Origin of the sequence: Maricaulis sp. (assembly GCF_048269565.1) — a bacterium.
GTDB lineage: Bacteria > Pseudomonadota > Alphaproteobacteria > Caulobacterales > Maricaulaceae > Maricaulis.
In genome coordinates, this window is record NZ_JBLXIK010000001.1 from 273,440 (window position 1) to 294,594 (window position 21,155).

Annotated in this window: 18 protein-coding genes and 1 pseudogene; 12 read left to right on the forward strand and 7 right to left on the reverse strand. The window is 64.1% G+C overall.

The annotated features are described in order from the left end of the window. Positions 1 to 66 precede the first annotated feature (66 nt). The 5 genes from ACN0YL_RS01345 (at position 67) to ACN0YL_RS01365 (ending at position 4,208) form a co-directional block, all read left to right on the forward strand. Entirely contained in the window at positions 67 to 648 is a 582-nt protein-coding gene (locus tag ACN0YL_RS01345; RefSeq protein WP_417491064.1) for a TIGR00730 family Rossman fold protein, read from the forward strand. Between the two features lie 80 nt (positions 649 to 728). Then, on the forward strand, positions 729 to 1,145 hold the full coding sequence (locus ACN0YL_RS01350) for an MAPEG family protein (RefSeq protein WP_417491065.1): 417 nt from the start codon (positions 729 to 731) through the stop codon (positions 1,143 to 1,145). Between the two features lie 58 nt (positions 1,146 to 1,203). Next, positions 1,204 to 2,271 (forward strand): peptide chain release factor 1, encoded by a 1,068-nt coding sequence (gene prfA / locus ACN0YL_RS01355; protein WP_417491066.1) that lies wholly within the window; start codon positions 1,204 to 1,206, stop codon positions 2,269 to 2,271. A gap of 2 nt (positions 2,272 to 2,273) precedes the next feature. Further along, positions 2,274 to 3,218, forward strand: coding sequence for a peptide chain release factor N(5)-glutamine methyltransferase (prmC, locus tag ACN0YL_RS01360; RefSeq protein ID WP_417491067.1), 945 nt, complete (start codon positions 2,274 to 2,276; stop codon positions 3,216 to 3,218). A gap of 183 nt (positions 3,219 to 3,401) precedes the next feature. Then, on the forward strand, positions 3,402 to 4,208 hold the full coding sequence (locus ACN0YL_RS01365) for a DUF4167 domain-containing protein (RefSeq protein WP_417491068.1): 807 nt from the start codon (positions 3,402 to 3,404) through the stop codon (positions 4,206 to 4,208). Positions 4,209 to 4,268: 60 nt separating this feature from the next. Here ACN0YL_RS01365 and ACN0YL_RS01370 read toward each other — a convergent pair whose 3' ends face one another. Continuing rightward, positions 4,269 to 5,666 carry an MATE family efflux transporter gene (locus tag ACN0YL_RS01370; protein WP_417491069.1) on the reverse strand — a complete coding sequence of 466 codons (1,398 nt, stop codon included), beginning with the start codon at positions 5,664 to 5,666 and terminating at the stop codon, positions 4,269 to 4,271. Between the two features lie 168 nt (positions 5,667 to 5,834). Continuing rightward, entirely contained in the window at positions 5,835 to 6,605 is a 771-nt protein-coding gene (locus ACN0YL_RS01375; protein WP_417491070.1) for an MOSC domain-containing protein, read from the reverse strand. A gap of 158 nt (positions 6,606 to 6,763) precedes the next feature. Between ACN0YL_RS01375 and clpB the strand changes: the two genes are divergently transcribed. Continuing rightward, complete coding sequence (clpB, locus tag ACN0YL_RS01380; RefSeq protein ID WP_417496778.1) at positions 6,764 to 9,373, forward strand: ATP-dependent chaperone ClpB; 2,610 nt, start codon at positions 6,764 to 6,766, stop codon at positions 9,371 to 9,373. A 217-nt stretch (positions 9,374 to 9,590) separates the two neighbouring features. On the opposite strand, the gene ACN0YL_RS01385 is transcribed toward clpB, so the two are convergent. Both ACN0YL_RS01385 and ACN0YL_RS01390 read right to left on the reverse strand, forming a co-directional pair. Then, entirely contained in the window at positions 9,591 to 10,028 is a 438-nt protein-coding gene (locus tag ACN0YL_RS01385) for a glyoxalase superfamily protein (protein ID WP_417496779.1), read from the reverse strand. Between the two features lie 192 nt (positions 10,029 to 10,220). Further along, on the reverse strand, positions 10,221 to 11,705 hold the full coding sequence (locus ACN0YL_RS01390; protein WP_417496780.1) for a peptidoglycan DD-metalloendopeptidase family protein: 1,485 nt from the start codon (positions 11,703 to 11,705) through the stop codon (positions 10,221 to 10,223). A gap of 218 nt (positions 11,706 to 11,923) precedes the next feature. Between ACN0YL_RS01390 and chpT the strand changes: the two genes are divergently transcribed. From chpT to ACN0YL_RS01420, 6 genes are all read left to right on the forward strand, one after another. Next, on the forward strand, positions 11,924 to 12,592 hold the full coding sequence (gene chpT / locus ACN0YL_RS01395) for a histidine phosphotransferase ChpT (protein ID WP_417496781.1): 669 nt from the start codon (positions 11,924 to 11,926) through the stop codon (positions 12,590 to 12,592). A gap of 135 nt (positions 12,593 to 12,727) precedes the next feature. Then, on the forward strand, positions 12,728 to 15,505 hold the full coding sequence (locus ACN0YL_RS01400) for a chemotaxis protein CheW (protein WP_417496782.1): 2,778 nt from the start codon (positions 12,728 to 12,730) through the stop codon (positions 15,503 to 15,505). Continuing rightward, positions 15,502 to 15,984 (forward strand): chemotaxis protein CheW, encoded by a 483-nt coding sequence (locus ACN0YL_RS01405; RefSeq protein ID WP_417468647.1) that lies wholly within the window; start codon positions 15,502 to 15,504, stop codon positions 15,982 to 15,984. Before ACN0YL_RS01400 ends, ACN0YL_RS01405 begins: the two co-directional genes overlap by 4 nt. A gap of 14 nt (positions 15,985 to 15,998) precedes the next feature. Further along, a complete protein-coding gene (locus tag ACN0YL_RS01410) occupies positions 15,999 to 16,373 on the forward strand; it encodes a response regulator (protein WP_091766385.1) in 375 nt (124 codons plus the stop codon). Positions 16,374 to 16,382: 9 nt separating this feature from the next. Next, complete coding sequence (locus tag ACN0YL_RS01415; protein ID WP_417468648.1) at positions 16,383 to 17,540, forward strand: protein-glutamate methylesterase/protein-glutamine glutaminase; 1,158 nt, start codon at positions 16,383 to 16,385, stop codon at positions 17,538 to 17,540. A 4-nt stretch (positions 17,541 to 17,544) separates the two neighbouring features. Further along, positions 17,545 to 18,387 (forward strand): CheR family methyltransferase, encoded by an 843-nt coding sequence (locus ACN0YL_RS01420; protein WP_417496783.1) that lies wholly within the window; start codon positions 17,545 to 17,547, stop codon positions 18,385 to 18,387. 88 nt (positions 18,388 to 18,475) lie between these two features. Here the strand turns inward: ACN0YL_RS01420 and ACN0YL_RS01425 are convergent, their stop codons facing one another. The 3 genes and pseudogenes from ACN0YL_RS01425 to ACN0YL_RS01435 all read right to left on the reverse strand — a co-directional run. Beyond that, positions 18,476 to 19,096, reverse strand: a complete 621-nt coding sequence (locus ACN0YL_RS01425) for a hypothetical protein (protein WP_417491077.1) — start codon at positions 19,094 to 19,096, stop codon at positions 18,476 to 18,478. Positions 19,097 to 19,254: 158 nt separating this feature from the next. Next, the gene (gene ctrA / locus ACN0YL_RS01430; protein WP_417468651.1) at positions 19,255 to 19,950 is read right to left on the reverse strand and encodes a response regulator transcription factor CtrA; all 696 of its coding nucleotides are present in this window, start codon (positions 19,948 to 19,950) and stop codon (positions 19,255 to 19,257) included. A 466-nt stretch (positions 19,951 to 20,416) separates the two neighbouring features. Further along, positions 20,417 to 21,148, reverse strand: a pseudogene (locus ACN0YL_RS01435) (NAD(P)H-binding protein); the annotation flags it as partial. Positions 21,149 to 21,155 lie beyond the last annotated feature (7 nt).

Genomic DNA, 21,155 nt, shown 5'->3' on the forward strand with positions numbered 1-21,155 from the left:
ACTGAGCTCCAAGCCTGCCGGCCAGCTTATCCAGCTGGCTCGGCCCGCCAAGGGGAAATACTGCCGATGAAATCGATTTGCGTCTATTGCGGGTCAAATCCGGGCCGCGACCCGGCCTTTGTTGCCGCAGCGCAGGATGTCGGCGCTCGTCTCGCCGGGGCCGGGGTCGAGATCGTTTATGGCGGTGGCCAGGTCGGGTTGATGGGGGAGCTGGCGAATGCGGCGATGCAGGCCGGTGGCCGGGTTGTCGGCGTGATCCCGGAATTCCTCGCCCTGAAGGAAATCGCCCATCTCGATCTGAGCGCGCTTTATGTTGTCCAGTCGATGCATGCGCGCAAGGCCAAGATGGCGCATCTCTCCGATGCTTTCATCGCCCTGCCGGGCGGTATCGGCACGATGGAGGAATTGTTCGAGATCTGGACCTGGGGCCAGTTGGGCCAACATCGCAAGCCGGTCGGCCTGCTCAATGTCAACGGCTATTACGATGACCTGGTGGCCTTTCTCGACAAGATGACGGCGCAGGACTTCCTCGCCGACGATCATCGCGGCTCGCTGATGGTGTCCGACGATATCGACGCACTGCTGCAGGCGTTCGATGGTTATGAGGCGCCGCCGGCAGACGTGCGGCTCAAGACCCTTCAGACCTGAGCGCGGCCGGCGAGAGAAATTTGTCGCCTTGCGGCGGCAAATGCGTTTAGCCTTCCGGCAGGCAATGCGGGGAGACCATCATGTATGAAACCATTCTGACGCCGGTTCTGGCGCTGATCGTGTGGACGCTTGTGATGTGGCTGTGGATGTATGCCACCCGCATCCCGGCGATGCAGAAGGCCGGCATCAATGCCGCGAAGATGAAGGCCAAGAGCGAGATGGATGTCCTCCCGATCGAGGTCCGCCGCATCGCCGACAATTACAATCACCTGCATGAACAGCCGACCGTCTTCTATGCCCTCGCGGTTTATTGCCATCTGGTCGGTCTGACTGATCCGCTGATGATTGGCCTCGCCTGGGGCTATGTCGCCCTGCGCGTGCTGCACAGCCTGATCCAGGCCTTGTGGAATTTCATTCCGGTCCGCTTTCTGGTCTTTGTCAGCTCGACCATCGTGCTGGTCGTGATGTCGGTGATCGCCGTTCTGGCGCTTTTCTAGCGGCGGCAAACAGCCGCGCGGCATTTGCAAGAACAGCGTCAGGTGCTAACCGAGCGTGATGCACACGCCCGCTTCCAGACTCGCGCAAGTCATTGATCGCTTCGACCAGGTCGAGGCACGCCTTGGTGCTGCCTCTGACTCAGCAGAAATCGTCAAGCTCTCCAAGGAACATGCCGAATTGCGGCCCGTCGCCGAAAAGGCCAGGGCCCTGCGCGCCGCGCGGACCGAACTCGACGAGCTCGCCGAGATGATGGAAAGCGGCGATGCCGAGATGGCCGATCTGGCGCGAGAGGAATTCTACGAGCTGAAGGAAACCCTGCCGGCGCTCGAGCTGGAGATGAGCCTGGCGCTGCTGCCCAAGGACAAGGATGACGCGGCCAATGCGCTGATCGAAATCCGTGCCGGCACCGGCGGTGACGAGGCGGCCCTGTTCGCCGGCGATCTCTATCGCATGTATGAGCGCTACGCCCAGCTGCAGGGCTGGACCTGGGAGCTCGCCTCGGCCTCGGAAGGCGATCATGGCGGCTACAAGGAAGTGATCGCCTCGATCTCGGGCAATGGCGTGTTCGGGCGGCTGAAATTCGAGAGCGGCGTCCACCGGGTCCAGCGTGTGCCGGCGACGGAAAGCCAGGGCCGCATCCACACCTCAGCCGCGACGGTGGCGATCATGCCGCAGCCGGAAGATATCGATATCGAGCTCAATATGAGCGAGATCCGCGTCGACACCATGCGTGCCTCGGGCGCCGGCGGCCAGCACGTCAACAAGACCGATTCCGCCGTGCGCATGACGCATTTGCCGACCGGGATTGCCGTCGTCTGCCAGGAAAAATCCCAGCACCAGAACCGCGCCAAGGCGATCGAATTGCTCAAGGCCAAGCTCTACGACATGCAGCGCGAGGCAGCCAATGCCGAGCGCGCCGCCGAGCGCAAGGGCCAGATCGGCTCCGGCGATCGCTCCGAGCGCATCCGCACCTATAATTATCCCCAGGGCCGCGTCTCGGACCACCGCATCAATCTCACCCTCTACAAGCTCGACGAGATCGTCGCCGGTGACGGGCTCGATGAAGTGATCTCGGCCCTGATCGCCGAAGACCAGGCCGCCCGGCTGGCGGCGCTTGAGGACTAGGGATGGCGGGTCCGTTCGACAGGATGGTCGATCAGGCCCGTGCCGATTTCGACGCCCGTCCCAGCCAACCCTTGCGGGAAGCCTGGCAGGACCTCGACCTCATCGCCGTGCGCGCGGACCTGGTCGCCCGCCTGCTGGCCGCCGGGATTGATGATGCGGTCGTCGAGGCCCGTTTCCTGATCCAGCACGCCCTCGCGCCGATGTCGCTTGAAGCCGCCCTGGCCGGACGTGAACTGGTTTCCTGGCAGCAGATCAGTGGCCTGGCCGACCTGGCCTGGCAACGCCTGCAGCGCATCCCCCTGTCCCAAGTGCTCGGCAGCCAGCCTTTCTGGACGCTGGACCTCAAGGTTACCGCCGACGTCCTCACCCCGCGCGCCGATACCGAGGCGCTGGTCGAGGCGGTGCTGGCGCGTTGCGATGGCGCGCCGCGGCATGTGCTCGATCTCGGGACCGGCTCGGGCGCCATCCTGCTGGCCCTGCTGAGCGAGCGTGCGGACTGGACCGGCCAGGGCGTCGATCTCTCGCCGGCCGCGCTGGCGGTGGCGCAACACAATCTCGAGGCCTGCGGTCTGGCGGGCCGGGCGCGGCTGGTGCAGGGCCGCTGGGGCGAGGCGTTGGGCGATCGGGGTTTTGACCTCGTGGTCTCCAATCCGCCCTATATCGTGCGCGATGTGCTTGCCGGTCTGGAGCCGGAAGTGCGCGAGCATGAACCGGCCCTGGCGCTTGATGGCGGCGATGACGGGCTCGACGCCTACCGGGCGATTCTCGCCGATTTGCCTCGGCTGTTGCGGCCGGGCGGCTGGTTCGCGCTCGAGATCGGTTTCGACCAGGCCGGCGCCGTCCGCGCCCTGGCCGGGGCCGCCGGTCTGACCGCGCTGGAATGCCTGCCCGACCTTGCAGGGCATGATCGCGTCGTGCTCGGACGGTCGGCTCCGGGCAACGGTTAAAATCGCTTGGAAAGCGCTTCGCAGCGGGCTAGGTTTTACGACAACAGGCGGGGCGCGCCACTTTTTGGGGCCTAGCGCGGTCGGATCGACCGCCTGTTTTGTTCCGACCCATCAAGATCAATCGTTTCATCAGGGTGCAAGATCACGCCCCTGCAACTGAACAGCAAGGTCACATTGTCAGATATGAATCGCTGGAAAACAGGGGCGGGCGATAACAAGCGCCAACGCGGCCGTGGACGGAAGTCGAGCAATCCTTCCAATCGCAGTTATGAGAGCAATGGGCCGGAAGTCAAAATCCGCGGCAATGCTCCCCAGATTTTTGACAAATACGTCCAGCTGGCACGCGACGCGTCGCTGGCGGGAGACCGGGTGCGGGCCGAGAATCTCTACCAGCACGCCGAACATTATTTCCGTCTCATCCAGGCCAGCCAGCCGCGCCGCGATGCCGGTCCTGACGAGTCGGCCGAGAATGAAGAAGATGATGTTGCAGACGACGGCTACGAGCGCTTCAGTGATCGGGTCGAGGAGCGCGACGGCAATAGCGGCAACAACAATAACAATGGCAATAACGGCAATCGCGATGGCAACCAGAGCCGTAATCGCGAGCCGCGCCGTGGCCGCCAGCCGCGCCAGCCGCGTAACGAACAACAACAGGGCGGCGATCCGCTCAATGTCGTGACGCCGGAGGGCGAGGCCCAGCCGCAGGCCAGCAATCACCACCCGATTCACGCGCCGGTGACGCCGTCGAGCGTTGCACCGTCGGAACCGCGCGCAGATGCGCCGGAAGCCGCTGCATCCGACGAGGCGCCGCGCCGGGCCCGCCGTCCGCGCCGCCCGCGCAATGACGAGGGCGACGCCGGTTCCGCACCTGCCGCAGCGGCAACCGAAGAGACCAAGCCCGCCAAGGCTCCACGCGCACCGCGCGCCTCACGCGCCAAGCCGAAGGCTGATGCCTCCGGTGATGGCGGATCGGAGAGCGACGCGGCCTGATCGCGACGTGACAGCTTGACATGAAAGGGACCCGCAGCCTGGCGCTGCGGGTCCCTTTTTCTATTCGGCCAGGCTTGCCACCTGCGGTGGAGCCTTGTGGCCGTGAAACAGGCCCCAGATGGCACCGGTGCGGCGGGCATTGTGGGACAGGACGGTGGCGGTGAGACCGAGCATCAGGCATTCCGCCGTGGCATTGACCATCCAGATACCGCTCTCGCCCAGCACCAATGGCAGGGTCAGCGTCAGGGGCAGGACGAAGAGATAGGTCCGGCCAAGCCCGAGAATGGCGGCGCGCGGGGCATCGCCGATCGCCTGGAAATAGGTCGAGATCATGGTTTGCGGCCCGGCGAGGGCGTAGAGCGCGACCATCATCGGCATGATGCGCGCCACGTCCGCGATCACCGCCGGGTCATCGACGAACAGCGAGCCCCAGTGATTGCGCAGGCTGATCAGCAGGACCTCGGCCCCGGCCGTGTAGACCAGGCCGCAGACGATGGCGATCAGCAGGATCCGGTCCGAGCGCTGCCACAGTCCGGCGCCGAAATTATTGCCGACAATGGCCTGCAAGGCCTGGCTCATCCCCATCAGAACCAGGAAGGCGAAGGACAGGATCCGCATCACGATGCCATAGGCCGCGACGGTGGTGTCATAGTGACCGGTATCGACGATCTGCAACATGAAGATCACCGCGCCGGATCCGAGCGACAGGCCGACAAATGACAGGCTTTGCGGTGCGCCCAGCGCCAGAAAACCCGGCCAGCCGGTGCCGAGCCGGGACCAGTCGAGGCCGGCCAGGCGCAAGGGCGATGTCTTGCCCATACGGAACACCAGGATCACCACCAGCGCAATTGCCTGGGCGAAGGCGGTACCGAGGGCAGAGCCGGCCACGCCGAGCCCCATCACTGCGATCAGCACATAATTGAGCGCCAGATTGGCCAGCGTCACCAGCAGCCCGGTCATCGCCATCAGCCCGACCTTGCCCTCGACCCGCAAGGCGGTCGACTGGACAGTGAGCGCAAAGGTGATCGGCGAGCTGAACACGGCAATGCTCAGATAGACATGGCCCATATCGGTCAGCGTTTGTGACCCGTTCGCGGCCGCCAGGGTCAGGGGCCGCGCTCCTGCGAGAAACAGTGCCACCAGGATCAGGCAGACGATCAGCGACAGTCCGTGCGCGCCGACAAATTCGGCCCGGGCGCGGGCGATATCATTGGCGCCGAGATGCCGCGCCAGCACAGAGGCCATGCCATTGGCGACCAGCGAGGACAGGGCGACGATCAGCATGAAGAGCGGGAACATCAGCGTCACCGCGCTCAGCGCGTCTGCGCCGACGAAGACGCCGAGAAAGATCGCATCGACCACGGTCAGCAGACCATTCATCGCCATCAGGAAGATGATCGGCAGGGCCGTGCGCGTAAAAAGCGGCCCGAGGGGGCCGTGGGTATAGGTGTTGCTCATGTCATCAACTCCAGGACGCGAAGCTTGGAGGATGGGGCTCGCATTGCCACCGCAGCGATTGCGCCGGGAGGAGACAAAATCAATGTCCGGAAATTCACCAAGACCGAAGTCTGCGAGCGGCGGGCAACCGGGGACCGGCGCGCTGGATACTGCGCCGGGCAGGGGGCGTCAAGGCCGGGAGAGGCCGGGCGGTTCGACCCGATCCCCGACGGCGACATCGCCCCCCGCCTCAACGCTCATGTAAATCCCGCAATCGGCGTGGCCGTAATGCGCCATCAGCGCCGCCGGCAGATCGATATCACACTGCGCTGTCGCGGGGTTGATGCTGGTGACGATACAGCGGCGGATGCGGCTCTGGCCGCGTAGTCTGGCATGGCCGATCATCACGTCGCGCCCGAGCCAGTCGAACTCGGCCCAGGGTTCGAGCCCGTCGATCAGGAGATTGCCGCGAAACCGGATCGGCTCGATGGTCTGGCCGGTACGGGCTTTGAGATCGCGCAGCGAGGCGGCATTGATCAGCGAGACATGGGGGTGGGGAATGTCGGTCAGGGACCGGCCGGGGATCTGAACGAATCTGAGCGCGCCGCGTACCTGGTCGCCGAGCAGGGCCTCGAGCCGGGCAAAGAGAGGGGCGTGGCTGGCGGTATCATTCAGCGCGGTGGTGAGGGTCTCGCCATCGGGCCAATGGGTGGTGAAGCTGTGCCCGGCGGGATCGCAGCGGGTCTGCACCTGCGCCAATTCTCTCTGGCCGGCGAGCATCAGGAAATGCTTCTTCTTCACATGTGCCGGATGGGCCGGATCAAACGGGCCGGGCCCATTCTCGATCGCCCAGGCACGATCAAGGGGCAGGGTCTGACCGGCGGCGAGTTCGACCCGCTCCAGCCGGTCGGGGCCAAAGCCCTTGACCGGAAAGCGGGTGATGGCGGTGAGCTGCGGCATGGCCGGGAGTAACCTTTCACGAATTGGGGGCAATCTGTCGCGGACCGATCCCTTGTGTGATGCAAGTGCAACACCTACATCGAGAGCAACCCGCGGTTCCGGCGTGCTTTCCCAAGGCGCCGGGCCGCACCTTATCTCGCCTTTTTTGGGGGATCGACATGGAATTCGATAAATACACAGACCGCGCCAAGACCATTGTCCAGGGCGCCCAGACGCTGGCCCTCAAGGCCGGCCACCAGCAATTCACGCCCGAGCACGTACTCAAGGCGCTGCTTGATGACACGGCAGGCCTCGCGACCAATCTGATCAAGTCGGCCGGCGGCAGCGCGCACCAGGTTGTCGATGGCGCCACCGCAGCACTCGCCAGCCTGCCCAAGGTCGAGGGCGGCGAGGGCAAACTCTATATGGCACCGCCGACGGCCAAGCTGTTTGATGCGGCCCAGGAGGCCGCGACCAAGGCCGGCGATGAATATGTCACCGCCGAACGTCTGCTGCAGGCGCTGAGCCTGCAATCGGGCACCAAGGCCTTCGATATTCTCAAAGCCGCCGGCGTCACGCCGCAGGGGCTCAATGCCGCGATCAATGATCTGCGCCAGGGCCGCACCGCTGACAGCCAGTCGGCAGAAGATACCTATGAAGCGCTGAAGAAATATGCCCGCGACCTGACCGAGGTGGCGCGCGAAGGCAAGCTCGACCCGGTGATCGGTCGCGACGAGGAAATCCGCCGTGCCATTCAGGTGCTGTCGCGCCGGACCAAGAACAACCCGGTCCTGATCGGTGAGCCCGGCGTCGGCAAGACCGCCATCGCCGAAGGCCTGGCGCTGCGCATCGTCAATGGCGATGTGCCCGAAAGCCTGAAGGAAAAACGCCTGCTGGCGCTCGATATGGGCGCGCTGATCGCGGGTGCGAAATTCCGTGGTGAGTTCGAGGAACGCCTCAAATCCGTGCTCAATGAAGTCACCGCCGCCAATGGCCAGATCATTCTGTTCATCGACGAGATGCACACCCTGGTCGGTGCCGGCAAGGGCGATGGCGCCATGGATGCGTCCAATCTCCTCAAGCCGGCCCTTGCGCGCGGCGAGCTGCACTGTATCGGCGCCACGACGCTGGACGAATACCGCAAGCATGTCGAAAAGGACGCGGCCCTGGCGCGGCGTTTCCAGCCGGTCATGGTTGAGGAGCCGACCGTGGAAGACACGGTCTCCATCCTGCGCGGGCTGAAGGAAAAATACGAGGTGCACCACGGCGTGCGCATCGCCGACAGCGCCATTGTCGCGGCCGCCAACCTGTCCAACCGCTATATCACCAACCGCTTCCTGCCCGACAAGGCCATCGATCTGATGGACGAGGCCTCGGCGCGCCTGCGCATGCAGATCGACAGCAAGCCGGAAGAGCTCGATGAGATTGATCGCCGCGCGATCCAGCTCAAGATCGAGGCGGAAGCGATGAAGAAGGAGTCCGACGAGGCCTCCAAGGAACGCCTCGCCGCGATCACCAAGGAAGTGGCCGAGCTGGAATCGCGCTCGGCCGAGCTGACCGCGACCTGGCGCGCCGAGAAGGCGAAGCTCGCCGGCGCGACCACGCTGAAGGAATCGATCGAGCTGGCCCGGGCCGAACTGGCCGATGCCGAACGGCGCGGCGATCTGGCCCGTGCCTCGGAGATCAAATACGGCCAATTGCCTGATCTCGAGAGCCGTCTGGCGCTGGCCGAAACCACCAGTGATGACGGTGAGCAGACGATGCAGGAAGTCGTCGATGACGAGCAGATCGCCCAGATCGTCTCGCGCTGGACCGGTGTGCCTGTCGACAAAATGCTCGAAGGCGAACGCGACAAGCTGCTGCGCATGGAAGAAGCCCTGCACGGCCGCGTTGTCGGCCAGGAAACGGCGCTGGAAGCCGTCTCCGATGCCGTGCGCCGTGCCCGTGCCGGCCTCAAGGATCCGGCGCGTCCGATCGGCTCCTTCATGTTCCTCGGCCCCACGGGCGTCGGCAAGACCGAGCTGACCAAGGCGCTGGCCGCCTTCCTGTTCGACGACGAACACGCGGTCACCCGCATGGACATGTCGGAATACATGGAGAAACACTCCGTCTCCCGCATGATCGGCGCGCCTCCGGGCTATGTCGGTTATGAGGAGGGTGGAGCCCTGACCGAAGCGGTACGCCGCCGGCCCTACCAGGTGATCCTGCTCGACGAGATCGAGAAGGCGCACCCGGATGTGTTCAACGTGCTGCTGCAGGTTCTCGATGATGGCCGTCTCACCGACGGGCAGGGCCGCACGGTCGATTTCCGCAATACGATCATCATCATGACCTCCAATCTCGGGGCCGAACATCTGCAGGCCGTCGCCAATGCCGAGGATGCCCGCGAAATGGTGATGGAGGCCGTGCGCGCCCATTTCCGTCCGGAATTCCTCAACCGGGTCGACGAGATCATCCTGTTCAACAAGCTCGCTCGCGAGGATATGGGCGCCATCGTCGATATCCAGATGAAGCGTCTGGAAAAACTCTTGGCCGATCGCCGCATGACGATCGAGCTCGACGCCGGTGCCCGCGACTGGATCGCTGCCAAGGGCTATGACCCCGCCTACGGGGCCCGCCCGCTCAAGCGCGTGATCCAGAAAGACCTCCAGGACCCGCTCGCCCGCATGCTGCTGGAAGGCGCCATCAAGGATGGCGAGAATATCGTCGTCTCGAGCGAGGCGGGTGTGCTGACCATCAATGGCGTCGCGATTGGCGAGAAGCGGCCATTGAAGGCTGTGGTGAATTAAGGGCTCCGTTTCGGAAGCTTGAATAAGGAACGGCCGGAGAGCAATGCGCTTTCCGGCCGTTTTTTCACGCCGCATTGCCACAATTCTCCGTCATTCTGGCCCCCGCCTGCGCTGGGGTGAACTCCAGCCAGGACCTCGAGTCGGCAAGTGCGGAGCCCGGTCTGTCGAGGTCCCGACTTTCGTCGGGATGACGCGAAGTGTGAGCGAGCCCGCCGCCCTAAACCGCAATCACCATTTGCGGCTTGCCATCGCCGGTCAGTGCCGGCGACTTGCCATCAGCCGCAACCGTACAATTCACCCGTTTGCGAAACGCCGAGAAGCTGTCGAATGTCACGACATCGACCGGTTCGTCGAACTCGACGGTGAGCCGGTAATGGCTGCCATGATTGAGGCTGGCCAGGGCGATGATCTCGCCGGTGAAGGGCTGGCCGAGATAGAGGCCGGAGATACGGGCCCCGAGCGCCAGCGGGCTGGCCGGGCGATTGCCGGCAGCTGCGTGCAGCGTGTTCCAGTCGCGAAAGCCATGCTGGTGAGCCAGCAATTCCAGGGCTTCGCTATGGGTGATGAAATTGCCCTCGGCCGTCAGACTCTGGCGCAGGCGTTTGGCCTGTGCCTTGAGAACCTCAAGCGCGGGGAGGGTCTGGATATTGGACATGTCGTCGCCTGTCTCAGTGACTGCATGCGTAGTTCGGACGGGGCTCGCCTTGCCATCACACCGCATGACACTGGGGTCGACGGATCAGATCAGTTCGGAGATTTCACCATGGCTTGCGCCTGCGAGCGGCGGGCATCTCCAGACCCGTGAGGCGGCATATGCCGTCCCGCCGGGCCCAAGTCAAGAGACGGCTTAGCGCGCGCCGTTGCTCGAATCCGCCATCATCGGCGTCTCGGTGTCATTGGCCGGCCGGGCGCCGTCGCGGATGGTGATGATGCGATCACGTTCGGCGATGAAGGCCGGCATGTCGGCATCGGTCAGCTGACGGCCGGTCGGCAGGTCGAGCGTCATCGGATTGACCGGACGGCCGTTCTGATGAACCTCGTAGTGCAGGTGCGGTCCGGTCGAACGGCCGGTGGTGCCGACATAGGCGATCACCTGGCCCTGGGTGACGCGGGTGCCGGCGCGAATGCCGCGGGCAAAGCCGTTGAGATGGGCATAGGCCGTCTCGAAGCCGTTGGCGTGGCGGATCTTGACGTAATTGCCGAAACTGCCGAAGCGGTTGGCGCGCTCGACGACGCCATTGCCGGCGGCGAAGATCGGCGTGCCGGTCGGGGCGGCGAAATCGGTGCCGTTATGGGCGCGGGTATAGCCCAGGATCGGGTGGCGCCGGCGGCCGAAGGAGGAGGAGAGGCGGGCGCCATTGATCGGGGTCAGCATCAGCAGACGCTGGGCGCTGGCACCTTCGGCGCTGTAATAGCCGATACCGCCATCGGAGGTCTCGAAGCGGAAGAACTCCTTGGGCTCGCCGCGGCCTTCATAGCGGGCATAGAGAATATCGCCGGTCCGCGCCGTATTGCCCTCTTCATTCACGAAGCGCTCGAACAGGATGTCGAAGCCGTCGCCGGGCTGGATCGAGCGCTGGAAGTCGATCGCATAGGCCAGCACGCCGGCAAGCTCGACCACGATGCGGTCGGTCGCGCCGGCATTGAGGGCGTCGACATAGAGCGAGGATGTGATGCTTCCCGAGGAGCGCACGACCTGGCGCTCGAATTCGGCAATGGTTTCGCGGGCGCGGTATTCATCACCCCAGATGCGGGCGACGGTGATCGAGCGGTCAACATCGGGACGGAAGGAGATGCCGGTCAGCCGCAGGCGGCTCTCGGTTTCCTCGTCGGCCTCGACAGAAGTGTCGGGCTCGGTCTCCAGATAGAGATTGAGGTTCTGGCCAGCGCGCAGGTAACGCAGGTCAAACACCTGGTTGAGTGCGCGGATTGCCTTGACGGAATCGGCCGGGTCGACACCGGCATCCTCGAGCAGGCCGGCGAGTGTGCCACCGCGGGGCACTTCACGTTCGACCTGGATGGTGACCGGGCAATGGGTGCAGGCGCTGAAGGCCGTGGCATCAAGACGGGCCGGGTTTAGTGGCATGGCCAGCGTCGTGGTCTCGGAGGGCGGCGCCGGCTCGGTGGCATCGCTTCCGATTTCAAGCGCAGCGGCATTGACGTCCATCACCGCCACGGCGGCGGCCGGCAGGGCCAGACCGGCGGCATCGCTACGGGTATCGCGCGAGGTCATCAGCGCGGTCAGCAGGCCGGCAGACAGCACCAGGCTGGCACAGACTACGAGGCCGCGGGCGCGGCGCTGGTCGGCTCGGGTTACGTCGAATCCAGGCATGGCTATCTTGTTACTCCGATGCTTCGTTCCATGACGCGTCATCTCAAGCAAATCCCGCACCGGACGGCAGCTAAGCCGCTTTCCCTGCAGGGGCACCCCGATAGCCCGCTAGAAGCATGTCTTGGACCAATACGGTTGCCAAGTCCTTTCCACGCTTCTTGCGTAATTCTGCTGCGAAACGCGGTCGGCTTGCCAGAGAATCGTGTATCGATTGCTCCATGCAAGATCAACGCCCCGCCGAAATGGCCGCCGACCAACTTGCCGCTCTGCTCTGCGCGCGGCTGTGTCATGACCTCGTCAGCCCCGTGTCCGCGCTGAGCGCGGCGCTGAGCGTGCTCGATGATGAGAGCTCCGCCGACATGCACGAGGATGCGATGGAGCTGGTTCGCGACAGTTCGCGCCAGGCCCAGGCCAAGCTGGAATTTGCCCGCCTCGCCTATGGCGCCGGCGGTTCGGCTCCGGCGACGCTCGATACCCGCGAATTGCGGCGCCTGACCGAGGCGATGTTTGCGTCCACCAAGCCGGAAATCGTCTGGAAGGTCGAGACGCCCGGGCTGGAAAAACAGCCATCGCGCCTGTTGCTGAATCTCTGCGTTCTGGCCGTTGAATCTGTTCCGCGGGGCGGCAAGGTGACGATCGAGGCGACCGAGAGCGGTGGCGGCACCCGTATCCGCATTGTCGCGGAAGGTCCGCGCGCATGGCTCAATGCCGACGCTGTCACCGCCCTGGAAGGCCAGCCGCCCGAGGGTGGATATGACGGCCGTTCGATCCAGCCCTATTTTGCCGGCCTGATCGCCCGCAATGCCGGCGGACGCGTCAGCGCCCATGCCGGCGAGGAGCGGGTCGAGTTCGTCGCGCTGATCCAGCCGCCGGCCGCAGCAGGCTAGCTTCCGGTTCGCTCATAACCGATGAATTGAAAGCTGGTTTTGCTTGGCGCGGCACCAACAGTCCGTTAACCAAGCCCGTGTCAACTTACCGTCTAATGAAGCCCTGACAGGCAAAATGATGGTAAGAGGACTGACATGGACGATCTGATCAGCGAATTCCTGACAGAGACGGGTGAAAGCCTGGACGTCATCGATGCGGAGCTGGTCCGGTTCGAGAACAATCCGGAAGACCGGGCCATTCTCGACAATATTTTCCGTCTCCTCCACACCGTGAAGGGCACTTGCGGTTTCCTTGGCCTGCCGCGCCTGGAAGCGGTGGCGCACGCCGGCGAGACCCTGTTGGGCAAGTTCCGCGATGGCGATCTCGCCGTAACGCCCCCGATGGTGACGCTGGTCCTGCAGTCGATCGACCAGATCAAGGTCATCCTGCGCAATATTGAAGAGACCGGCAATGAACCGGCCGGTGAGGATCTTGAGCTGATTGGCCGGCTGGAAGACGCCGCCATGGGTCGTGTAGTCGAGCCCGAAGCTCCCGCCGAGCCGGAAGCCGAGGCTGTTCCCGAGGGCTGGGACGCCGACCTGGGCCGCGAATTGCGCCCGGGCGAAGTCTCGCTCGCCGATCTGGAAGCGGCGTTTCGCGACACGCCGGCGGATGTCGAGACACCGGAGGCGGCTGAAGCCGAGGCCCCGGCTGCCCCGCATATCGGTGTCGGCGATTTTGATCCGGAACTGGGACGCGAACTGCGCCCGGGTGAAGTCTCGGTCGCCGAGCTGGAAGCCGCATTCAATTCTGCCGAACCGGAGCCTGGCGTCGCACCGGCAGCGATTTCCGCAGATATGAGCCCTGTCGAGGCCCTGCAGTCGGCGGTTGCCGAACTCAAGGGGTCCGATGATCACCCCATGGGTGGTGACGGCGCCCCGCGCATGCAGCAGACGGTGCGGGTCGGCGTCGATGTGCTCGACGCGCTGATGACCACGGTTTCCGAACTGGTCCTGACCCGGAACCAGCTGATGCAGACCGTTCGCGGGCTGGAAGACGAGGATCTCAAGGTTCCGCTGCAACGCCTGTCCGCCGTCACTGGCGAGCTGCAGGACGGGGTCATGAAGACCCGAATGCAGCCGATTGGTGACGCGTGGCGCAAGCTGCCGCGCATCATTCGCGACGTCTCCACCGATCTTGGCAAGAAGATCGAGCTGGTGATGGATGGCAGCGATACCGAGCTGGACCGCCAGGTGCTGGAACTGATCAAGGATCCGCTCACCCACATGGTGCGCAATTCCGCCGATCACGGCCTGGAAATGCCGGCTGACCGCATCAAGGTCGGCAAGTCGGAAAAGGGCACGATCACGCTGAAAGCCTTCCATGAAGGCGGCCACATCATCATTTCCATCGCCGATGACGGCATGGGTCTCAACACTGCCCGTATCGGTGAAAAGGCGCTCGAAAAGGGTCTGACGACCCATGAAGAGCTCGCCTCGATGACCGAGCAGCAGATCCACCGCTTCATCTTCGCGCCGGGTTTTTCGACGGCGGCAAAAGTCACCAATCTGTCCGGCCGCGGTGTCGGCATGGATGTGGTCCGCAATAATATCGAACAGATCGGCGGCGTCGTCGATGTCACCTCGACGGCCGGCAAGGGCAGTCATTTCAAGATCAAGATCCCGCTGACCCTGGCCATCGTCTCGGCCCTGATCGTCGGCAGCCATCAACAGCGTTTTGCCATTCCCCAGCTCGCCGTGCGCGAACTGGTGCGTGTCGGCGCCGGTTCGGAACATGCGATCGAGTCGCTCAGCGGCGCCCGTGTCATGCGTCTGCGCGACCGTCTGATGCCGCTGGTGGACCTGCAGGAAGTACTCGGCGTCAGCCAGGCGGGCGATGAGGCCCGCGACGACACTGGCTTCGTTGTTGTGCTTGATGCCGGTGGCCGCAATGTCGGCCTGATTGTCGACAATGTCCTCGATACCGAGGAAATCGTCGTCAAACCGCTTTCCGATGCCCTGCGCGGTGTCGGGGCCTATTCCGGCGCCACCATTCTCGGCGACGGTACGGTGATCATGATCCTCGATCCCAATGGTCTTGCCGGAGAGATCGTCTCCAGCATGGAAGACGAGGTCCGCTTCGATGCCGCCGCAAGCGCTGCTTCGGAAATGCAGAACACGCAGCGCCTGCTGCTCGTCCGCGCCGGTGGCAGTGAGGCGAAAGCGGTGCCGCTGGCCCTGGTCACGCGGCTGGAGGAATTCCAGTCCGACGCAATCGAGACCACCAATGGCCGGCTCGTGGTGCAGTATCGCGGCCGTCTGATGCCGATCGTGGCCCTGGGCGGTGAAATCGGCAGCGGCACGGCAGGCCGCCAGCCGGTACTGGTCTTCTCCGAGGGTCATGGTGCCATCGGTCTCGCCGTCGACCAGATCGTCGATGTCGTCGAGGAACGGGTCGATCTGCAGATGCGCTCCGACAAGCCCGGCATCATCGGCTCCGCCATCATCAAGGGCAAGGCGACCGACGTCGTCGATATCGCCTGGCACCTCGAACAGGCCCAGGCCGGCAATATCCAGCGACGTGCCACCAAGCGCCGCCGCCGGGTCCTGCTCGTCGATGCCGACGCCTTTGCGCGCCGCATGATCGCGCCATTGCTCGCCGCTGCCGGTTATGATGTCACCCCGACGGGCGGCATGCATGAAGTCCAGGCCATCGCCGAGGCGGGTGAACAATTCGATGCCCTGGTCGGTGATCCGGCCGCGCTGGAAAAAATTCGCGCCCAAGGCCTGTGGGGCAATTTGCCGGCCCTCGCTGTCACCGACTGGCCGGAAGATACACAGGCCGAAGGCCTCACTGTCGTACTGCCACGCTCGGACCGCGGCGCCCTGATCGCCGCGCTGGATGAAGTATCCCATGAGGAGAAGGTCGCATGACCGATCAATACGACGATTCATCCGAACTCAGTGCCGACGCCATGATCGAATACGTCTCCGTGCGTATCGGCGACCAGTTGTTCGGTGCACCGGTCAACGCCATTCGCGAAGTCTTTGCGCCCCAGTCTGTGACGGCCGTTCCGCTGGCGCCCGCTGAAGTGGCCGGACTGCTCAATCTGCGCGGCCGTATTGTCACGGCAATCGATGCGCGCCGCCGTCTCGGCCTGCCGCCACGCGATGCCGCTGATGCCGGCATGGCCCTGGGTGTTGAACGTGGCAGCGAGATTTTCGGGCTTATCGTCGACTCGGTCGGTGAGGTCTTGCGGCGCCCGCGCGCGGAGCTGGAACCTGTTCCGGCGCATGTCGACGCGCGCTGGCGTTCCATGGTCAAGGGCGTTCACCGGCTGGAAAAAGAATTGCTCGCAGTGCTGGATGTGTCGGCCGTAATCGGCACCACAGTCAAAAGCGAAGCGGCCTAGGGAAGGGCAAGCGAATGAAGACCTGTCTCGTTGTCGACGACTCGCGTGTGATACGCAAGGTCGCCCGCCGGATTCTGGAAGAGCTCGAATTTGCCTGTGTCGAAGCCGGTGACGGTGCCGAGGCGCTCGAAAAGTGCCGGGAGCAAATGCCGGACGCCATTTTGCTCGACTGGAATATGCCGATTATGAACGGGCTCGATTTCGTCAAGGCGCTGCGCCGCGAGGAAACCGGCGACCGGCCGATCGTGGTGTTCTGCACCACCGAGAACGACATGGCCCATATCACCGAGGCGCTGCGCGCCGGCGCGGACGAGTATGTGATGAAGCCGTTCGATGGCGACATCATCGCATCCAAATTCCAGCAAACCGGCCTGCTGCGGGCCTCGTAGGGGAAGCCGATGACAGAGCTCGCCCCACAGCCGGACTCCGCCCACGCCATGGCGCGCGTGCTGGTGATCGACGATTCCGCGGTCGCCCGCGGGCTGATGACGCGCTGGATCGAGGAAGATCCCGACCTCGTCCTCGCCGGTGCCGCCACCGATGGTGAGCAGGGCATCCGCAAGGCCGAGGAATTGCGCCCCGACCTGATCGTTCTCGACGTCGAGATGCCGAAAATGGACGGGCTTGCCGCGCTGCCGGTCCTGCTGAAGACCGTGCCCTCCTGCCGCATTGTGATGGCATCGACCCTCACCCGCCGCGGCGGTGAGGTGACGATCCGCGCGCTCTCCATGGGCGCTGCCGACTATGCGCCGAAACCGCAGGCCGGGCGCCTGGCCGGCGCCGAGGAATTCCGCCGCGACCTGCTGGCGAAGCTGAAAGCCCTGTCTCCGCGACCGAAAACCGCGCGCCCTTCGGCGGCGCCGGCCCCGCAACTTCGCGCCGCTCCCGGAGCGCCCGCACCGGCGTCGCCACCGCGCGCCTTCCGGCCCGTGGCCGCCGCCCCGATCTCGCGCGGCACGACCCCGCGTTCGACCCAGCCCCCGGCGATCATCGCCATCGGTTCCAGCACCGGCGGTCCGGAAGCCCTGCGTCTGGTGATCAGCAAGTGTGCGGCAGGCCTGGCTGCGCCGGTTGTCATTGCCCAGCACATGCCGGCCCTGTTCACCAAGATCCTGGCCGAGCACCTGAGCAAGGCGAGCAATCTGCCGTGCAAGGAAGCCGAGCATGGCGAGCGCCTGCTGGCCGGACATGTCTATGTCGCACCGGGCGATTTTCACTTTACCGTGCGGCGCGATGCGGCCGGCTATTACGCCGCGCTCGATCAGTCGCCGCCGATCAATTTCTGCCGCCCCGCTGTCGACCCGCTCTTCCATTCCGTCGCGGAAGCGACCGGTGGCAAGGCGCTGGGCGTCATCCTGACCGGGATGGGGCATGATGGCCGCGAGGGCGTTCGCGCCCTGCGTGCGGCGGGCGGAACCATTATCGCCCAGGACGAGGCGACAAGCATCGTCTGGGGAATGCCTGGCGCAGTCGCCGAGGCCGGACTGGCAGATCAGATACTGCCGCTATCGGAAATCGGGTCGGACATCGTCCGGCGCGCCAAGGGTGGAATGTAGGCGAATGTTGGAAAAGCAGGAAATTCTCTACGTCGCAGCCGAAGCGTACAAGCGTTCCGGCCTCGTGCTGTCGGCCGACAAGGGCTATCTGCTCGAAAGTCGGCTGGCACCGCTGGCCCGCGCTGAAGGCTATGGCTCGATCGAGGCCCTGATCTCGGCCGCGCGGCGTGAAAGCAGTGACCGGCTGTTGTGGGCGATCACCGAAGCGCTCGCCACGCACGAGACCTTTTTCTTCCGCGACAACACGCCCTTTGATCTGTTCAAGCAGGACATCCTGCCAGTGCTCTCGCGGGCGCGCGGCAATAATGGCGTGATCCGGATCTGGTGTGCGGCCTGTTCATCGGGCCAGGAACCCTATTCGCTGGCGATGATCCTCGAGGAGGAGCGTGCGCGCCTGGGCGGCCTGCGTGTCGAGATCGTGGCAACGGATATGGCGCCGCGCGTGCTGGAAAAGGCCAAGGCCGGGCTCTACAGCCAGTTCGAGGTCCAGCGCGGCCTCGCGATCCAGCGGCTGGTGACGCATTTCGACCAGACCGGCGATCAATGGCGCATCAAGCCGAATATCCGCCAGATGGTGACCTTCCAGAAACAGAACCTGCTCGACAGCTTCGGCCCGATGGGCAAGTTCGACGTCATCTTCTGCCGCAATGTGCTGATCTATTTCGACGCCGACTCCAAGAAGAAGGTGCTCGCGCGCCTGTCGCAGCAGACCGCCAGCGATGGCTATCTGGTGATGGGTGCCGCCGAGACAGTGGTTGGCCTGTCGAGCGACTACACGCCTGTCGAGGGCCGGCGCGGCCTCTATACCCAGGCCGGTAATGCGGCGGCGCGCACGGCGGCTGCCTGAGCTCCGGCTGGTAGCCCGGCGCAAGAAATGAAAAGCCCCGGACCCATTTGGTTCCGGGGTTTTTCATTGCAGCCGGGCCGGGACTTTTCTATTCGCCGCCAGCCGGGAAGATGACAATGCTTCGGGCGATGGCTCCGAGGGCTTCGCGGGAAAACGTGTCGAGTTCTGCCAGTACGCTCCCGGTGTCGGTTGAGCTGACGGCAATGAATTCCAGCCAGCGATAATCTCCAGCCACAGTGTCCTCGATCCAGAACCGCCGCACCGATATGGCGTCGGCATTCTCTCCGGTGGGGGTGCCGGAGCACTGCTGCCAGATCCGCCGGTTTCCGGCCGCATCGATCGCGACATAGGGTGCGTCCCTGTTGCACCATTCCGGGGTTGCCGGCCGGGCGATTTCATCGATCCGGTCGAAATCATACGTGCCATTGCGGGCGAGGGCTTCCGCGCCTTCAACTCCGATACTCATTCCCCAGCGGGCCTCATGCAGCGCGACAGCGGCCTGCATGTCCGTGGACAGGGTCTCGAGTTCGCGGGCCAGCGCATCCGGCGCGTCAATGTGGATCAGGCCGGCCTCAGGCTCGGTCAGGTTCTGTACCTGGCCGAGCCAGTCCAGCGAGCCCTCCGGGGCCGCCGATGCGGCGGATACGTCCTGGACCGCCACGGCCTGCCCGGCTGTCACAATGGCAAGGGTAAGGGCGGTCAGGCTCAATCGATGGTGTTTCATAGGGCGCCTCGCTGTTTGCAAGCCAGACTAGCGGGACGCCACCCGCCGGAAAGCCCCTGAACAGGGGAGGCGGGCATGAAAAAGCCCGGTCGCGAGGACCGGGCTCTTCAATCAGACCGTGGCTATCGGATCAGATGGGCAGATCAGACAGCGACTTTTTCTTCCATCGGGTCACGCAGCACATAGCCACGGCCCCAGACGGTTTCGATATGGTGTTCGCCATGGGTGGCGGCGGCGAGCTTCTTGCGCAGCTTGCAGATAAACACGTCGATGATCTTCAGTTCGGGCTCGTCCATGCCGCCATAGAGATGATTGAGGAACATCTCCTTGGTCAGCGTCGTGCCCTTGCGCAGCGAGAGCAGCTCGAGCATCTGGTATTCCTTGCCGGTCAGGTGAACGCGCTGGCTGTCCACTTCGACCGTCTTGGCGTCGAGATTGACGGCGATCGAACCCGTCTTGATGATCGATTGCGAATGCCCCTTCGAGCGACGAACGATGGCGTGAATACGCGCGATCATCTCGTCCTTGTGGAAAGGCTTGGTCATATAGTCATCGGCGCCGCAACCCAGGCCACGGACCTTGTTGTCGATATCGGCATTGCCGGTGAGGATCAGGATCGGGGTATCGATCTTGGAGACGCGAAGGGTCTTGAGAACGTCAAAACCGGTCATGTCGGGCAGGTTCAGATCGAGCAGGATGATATCGTAATCATACAGCTTGCCGAGATCGACACCTTCCTCGCCAAGATCCGTCGTATAGATATTGAAGCCATCAGACTTCAGCATCAGTTCGATGGACTGCGCGGTTGCCCGGTCGTCCTCAATTAGAAGAACCCGCATGGTTCGCCTCCGGTCTGGTACCCGAACGAATCAATCCCGCCCGGTGTGTAGTCTGATTAACCTTATTCTGACGCTACGAGGAAACCCTTAACGAAAGTTAACTGCCGCTTGACCGGGTTCCAGAATCGTCAGCCTGGCGATTCTTTGCCGCTTAAGCTTGATTCGCATTTAACGTTGACGAATGGGGGGTTAGCCGATGCGCGCGACCACCATGACTCTGAAAAATTTGAGCAACTGCGATTATTGTCAGGCATAAAGTATGCGGCGATGAACGCCGGATTGGCCTGCCAGCATTGAAAATCCGGCCGCCGGCGGCTCGAGAGCCGGGTCGTCTTCTTATCCACAGACGATTTTTTTGGGCACTGGCGAAAAATCCTGTTTTGAGTCCGTGCGGGGCGGCGGCAAACGGCCCGCCCCGTCCCGGACCGCGGGCTCGGCGCGGGCTTGGCCGGCGGCGAGACGGTGGTCAGGCCTGTAGTGAGCGGAAACAGGAGTCCCAGTCCTGGTGCGCCCGGCCGGTCACAGCTTCGAAATCGCTCGGATTGTCATAGGCCCCAAGGCGGATGCCATCATAGATGCCGGCGATGATGCCCCCGAGGAAATCACCCAGCTCGGCGCTGCGGTCGGCGGGATATTCGGCCGGTGTCAGGGCGCGATACACCAGATCGGTCCCAAAGGCCGTGTTCATGAGGTCGGCGAGCCGGGTCTGGGTGATGGGGTCGCCGTGCAGGTTGACGGTCTGGCCGTCATGCCGTGTGCCGGTCAGCAGGCTGGCATAGGCCTGGCCCAGCTCGGCGCGGGTCGTGTAGCCGCAACGGCCATCACCGGCGCTGTTGGCGATTTCGCCGCGCGCCCTGTAGCTGTCGATATATTCGATATCCGGCTCGATATAGATGCCATTGCGCCCGATGGCCCAGGCCAGGCCGCTGGCGCGGATATCGGCCTCGGTCTGGCGATTGCTCTGCACCACGGGCGAAAACGTGGTGCCGGTCTCCGGCCCCTGGATACTGGTATAAACGATCTTGCTCACACCGGCAGCCCTGGCCGCCTCGATCACATTGCGGTGCTGCCCGATGCGGGCCTCCGGCGCGTCCATGCCGGAGACCAGCAACAGCGTATCGACGCCGGCCAGCGAGGCCTCGAGCTGGTCGGGCCGGGTATAGTCGCCGGGGCGGACCTCGATACCCAGCCCGCTCGCTCCCGCG

Coding starts and splice junctions, on each gene's coding strand:
- ACN0YL_RS01365 (WP_417491068.1), top strand. CDS start 3,402: ATGAATCGCTGGAAAACAGGGGCGGGCGATAACAAGCGCCAACGCGGC.
- ACN0YL_RS01390 (WP_417496780.1), bottom strand. CDS start 11,705: ATGCCTGGATTCGACGTAACCCGAGCCGACCAGCGCCGCGCCCGCGGC.
- ACN0YL_RS01385 (WP_417496779.1), bottom strand. CDS start 10,028: ATGTCCAATATCCAGACCCTCCCCGCGCTTGAGGTTCTCAAGGCACAG.
- clpB (WP_417496778.1), top strand. CDS start 6,764: ATGGAATTCGATAAATACACAGACCGCGCCAAGACCATTGTCCAGGGC.
- ACN0YL_RS01420 (WP_417496783.1), top strand. CDS start 17,545: ATGTTGGAAAAGCAGGAAATTCTCTACGTCGCAGCCGAAGCGTACAAG.
- ACN0YL_RS01400 (WP_417496782.1), top strand. CDS start 12,728: ATGGACGATCTGATCAGCGAATTCCTGACAGAGACGGGTGAAAGCCTG.
- ACN0YL_RS01405 (WP_417468647.1), top strand. CDS start 15,502: ATGACCGATCAATACGACGATTCATCCGAACTCAGTGCCGACGCCATG.
- prfA (WP_417491066.1), top strand. CDS start 1,204: ATGCACACGCCCGCTTCCAGACTCGCGCAAGTCATTGATCGCTTCGAC.
- ACN0YL_RS01345 (WP_417491064.1), top strand. CDS start 67: ATGAAATCGATTTGCGTCTATTGCGGGTCAAATCCGGGCCGCGACCCG.
- ctrA (WP_417468651.1), bottom strand. CDS start 19,950: ATGCGGGTTCTTCTAATTGAGGACGACCGGGCAACCGCGCAGTCCATC.
- ACN0YL_RS01375 (WP_417491070.1), bottom strand. CDS start 6,605: ATGCCGCAGCTCACCGCCATCACCCGCTTTCCGGTCAAGGGCTTTGGC.
- ACN0YL_RS01350 (WP_417491065.1), top strand. CDS start 729: ATGTATGAAACCATTCTGACGCCGGTTCTGGCGCTGATCGTGTGGACG.
- ACN0YL_RS01415 (WP_417468648.1), top strand. CDS start 16,383: ATGACAGAGCTCGCCCCACAGCCGGACTCCGCCCACGCCATGGCGCGC.
- ACN0YL_RS01410 (WP_091766385.1), top strand. CDS start 15,999: ATGAAGACCTGTCTCGTTGTCGACGACTCGCGTGTGATACGCAAGGTC.
- prmC (WP_417491067.1), top strand. CDS start 2,274: ATGGCGGGTCCGTTCGACAGGATGGTCGATCAGGCCCGTGCCGATTTC.
- chpT (WP_417496781.1), top strand. CDS start 11,924: ATGCAAGATCAACGCCCCGCCGAAATGGCCGCCGACCAACTTGCCGCT.
- ACN0YL_RS01370 (WP_417491069.1), bottom strand. CDS start 5,666: ATGAGCAACACCTATACCCACGGCCCCCTCGGGCCGCTTTTTACGCGC.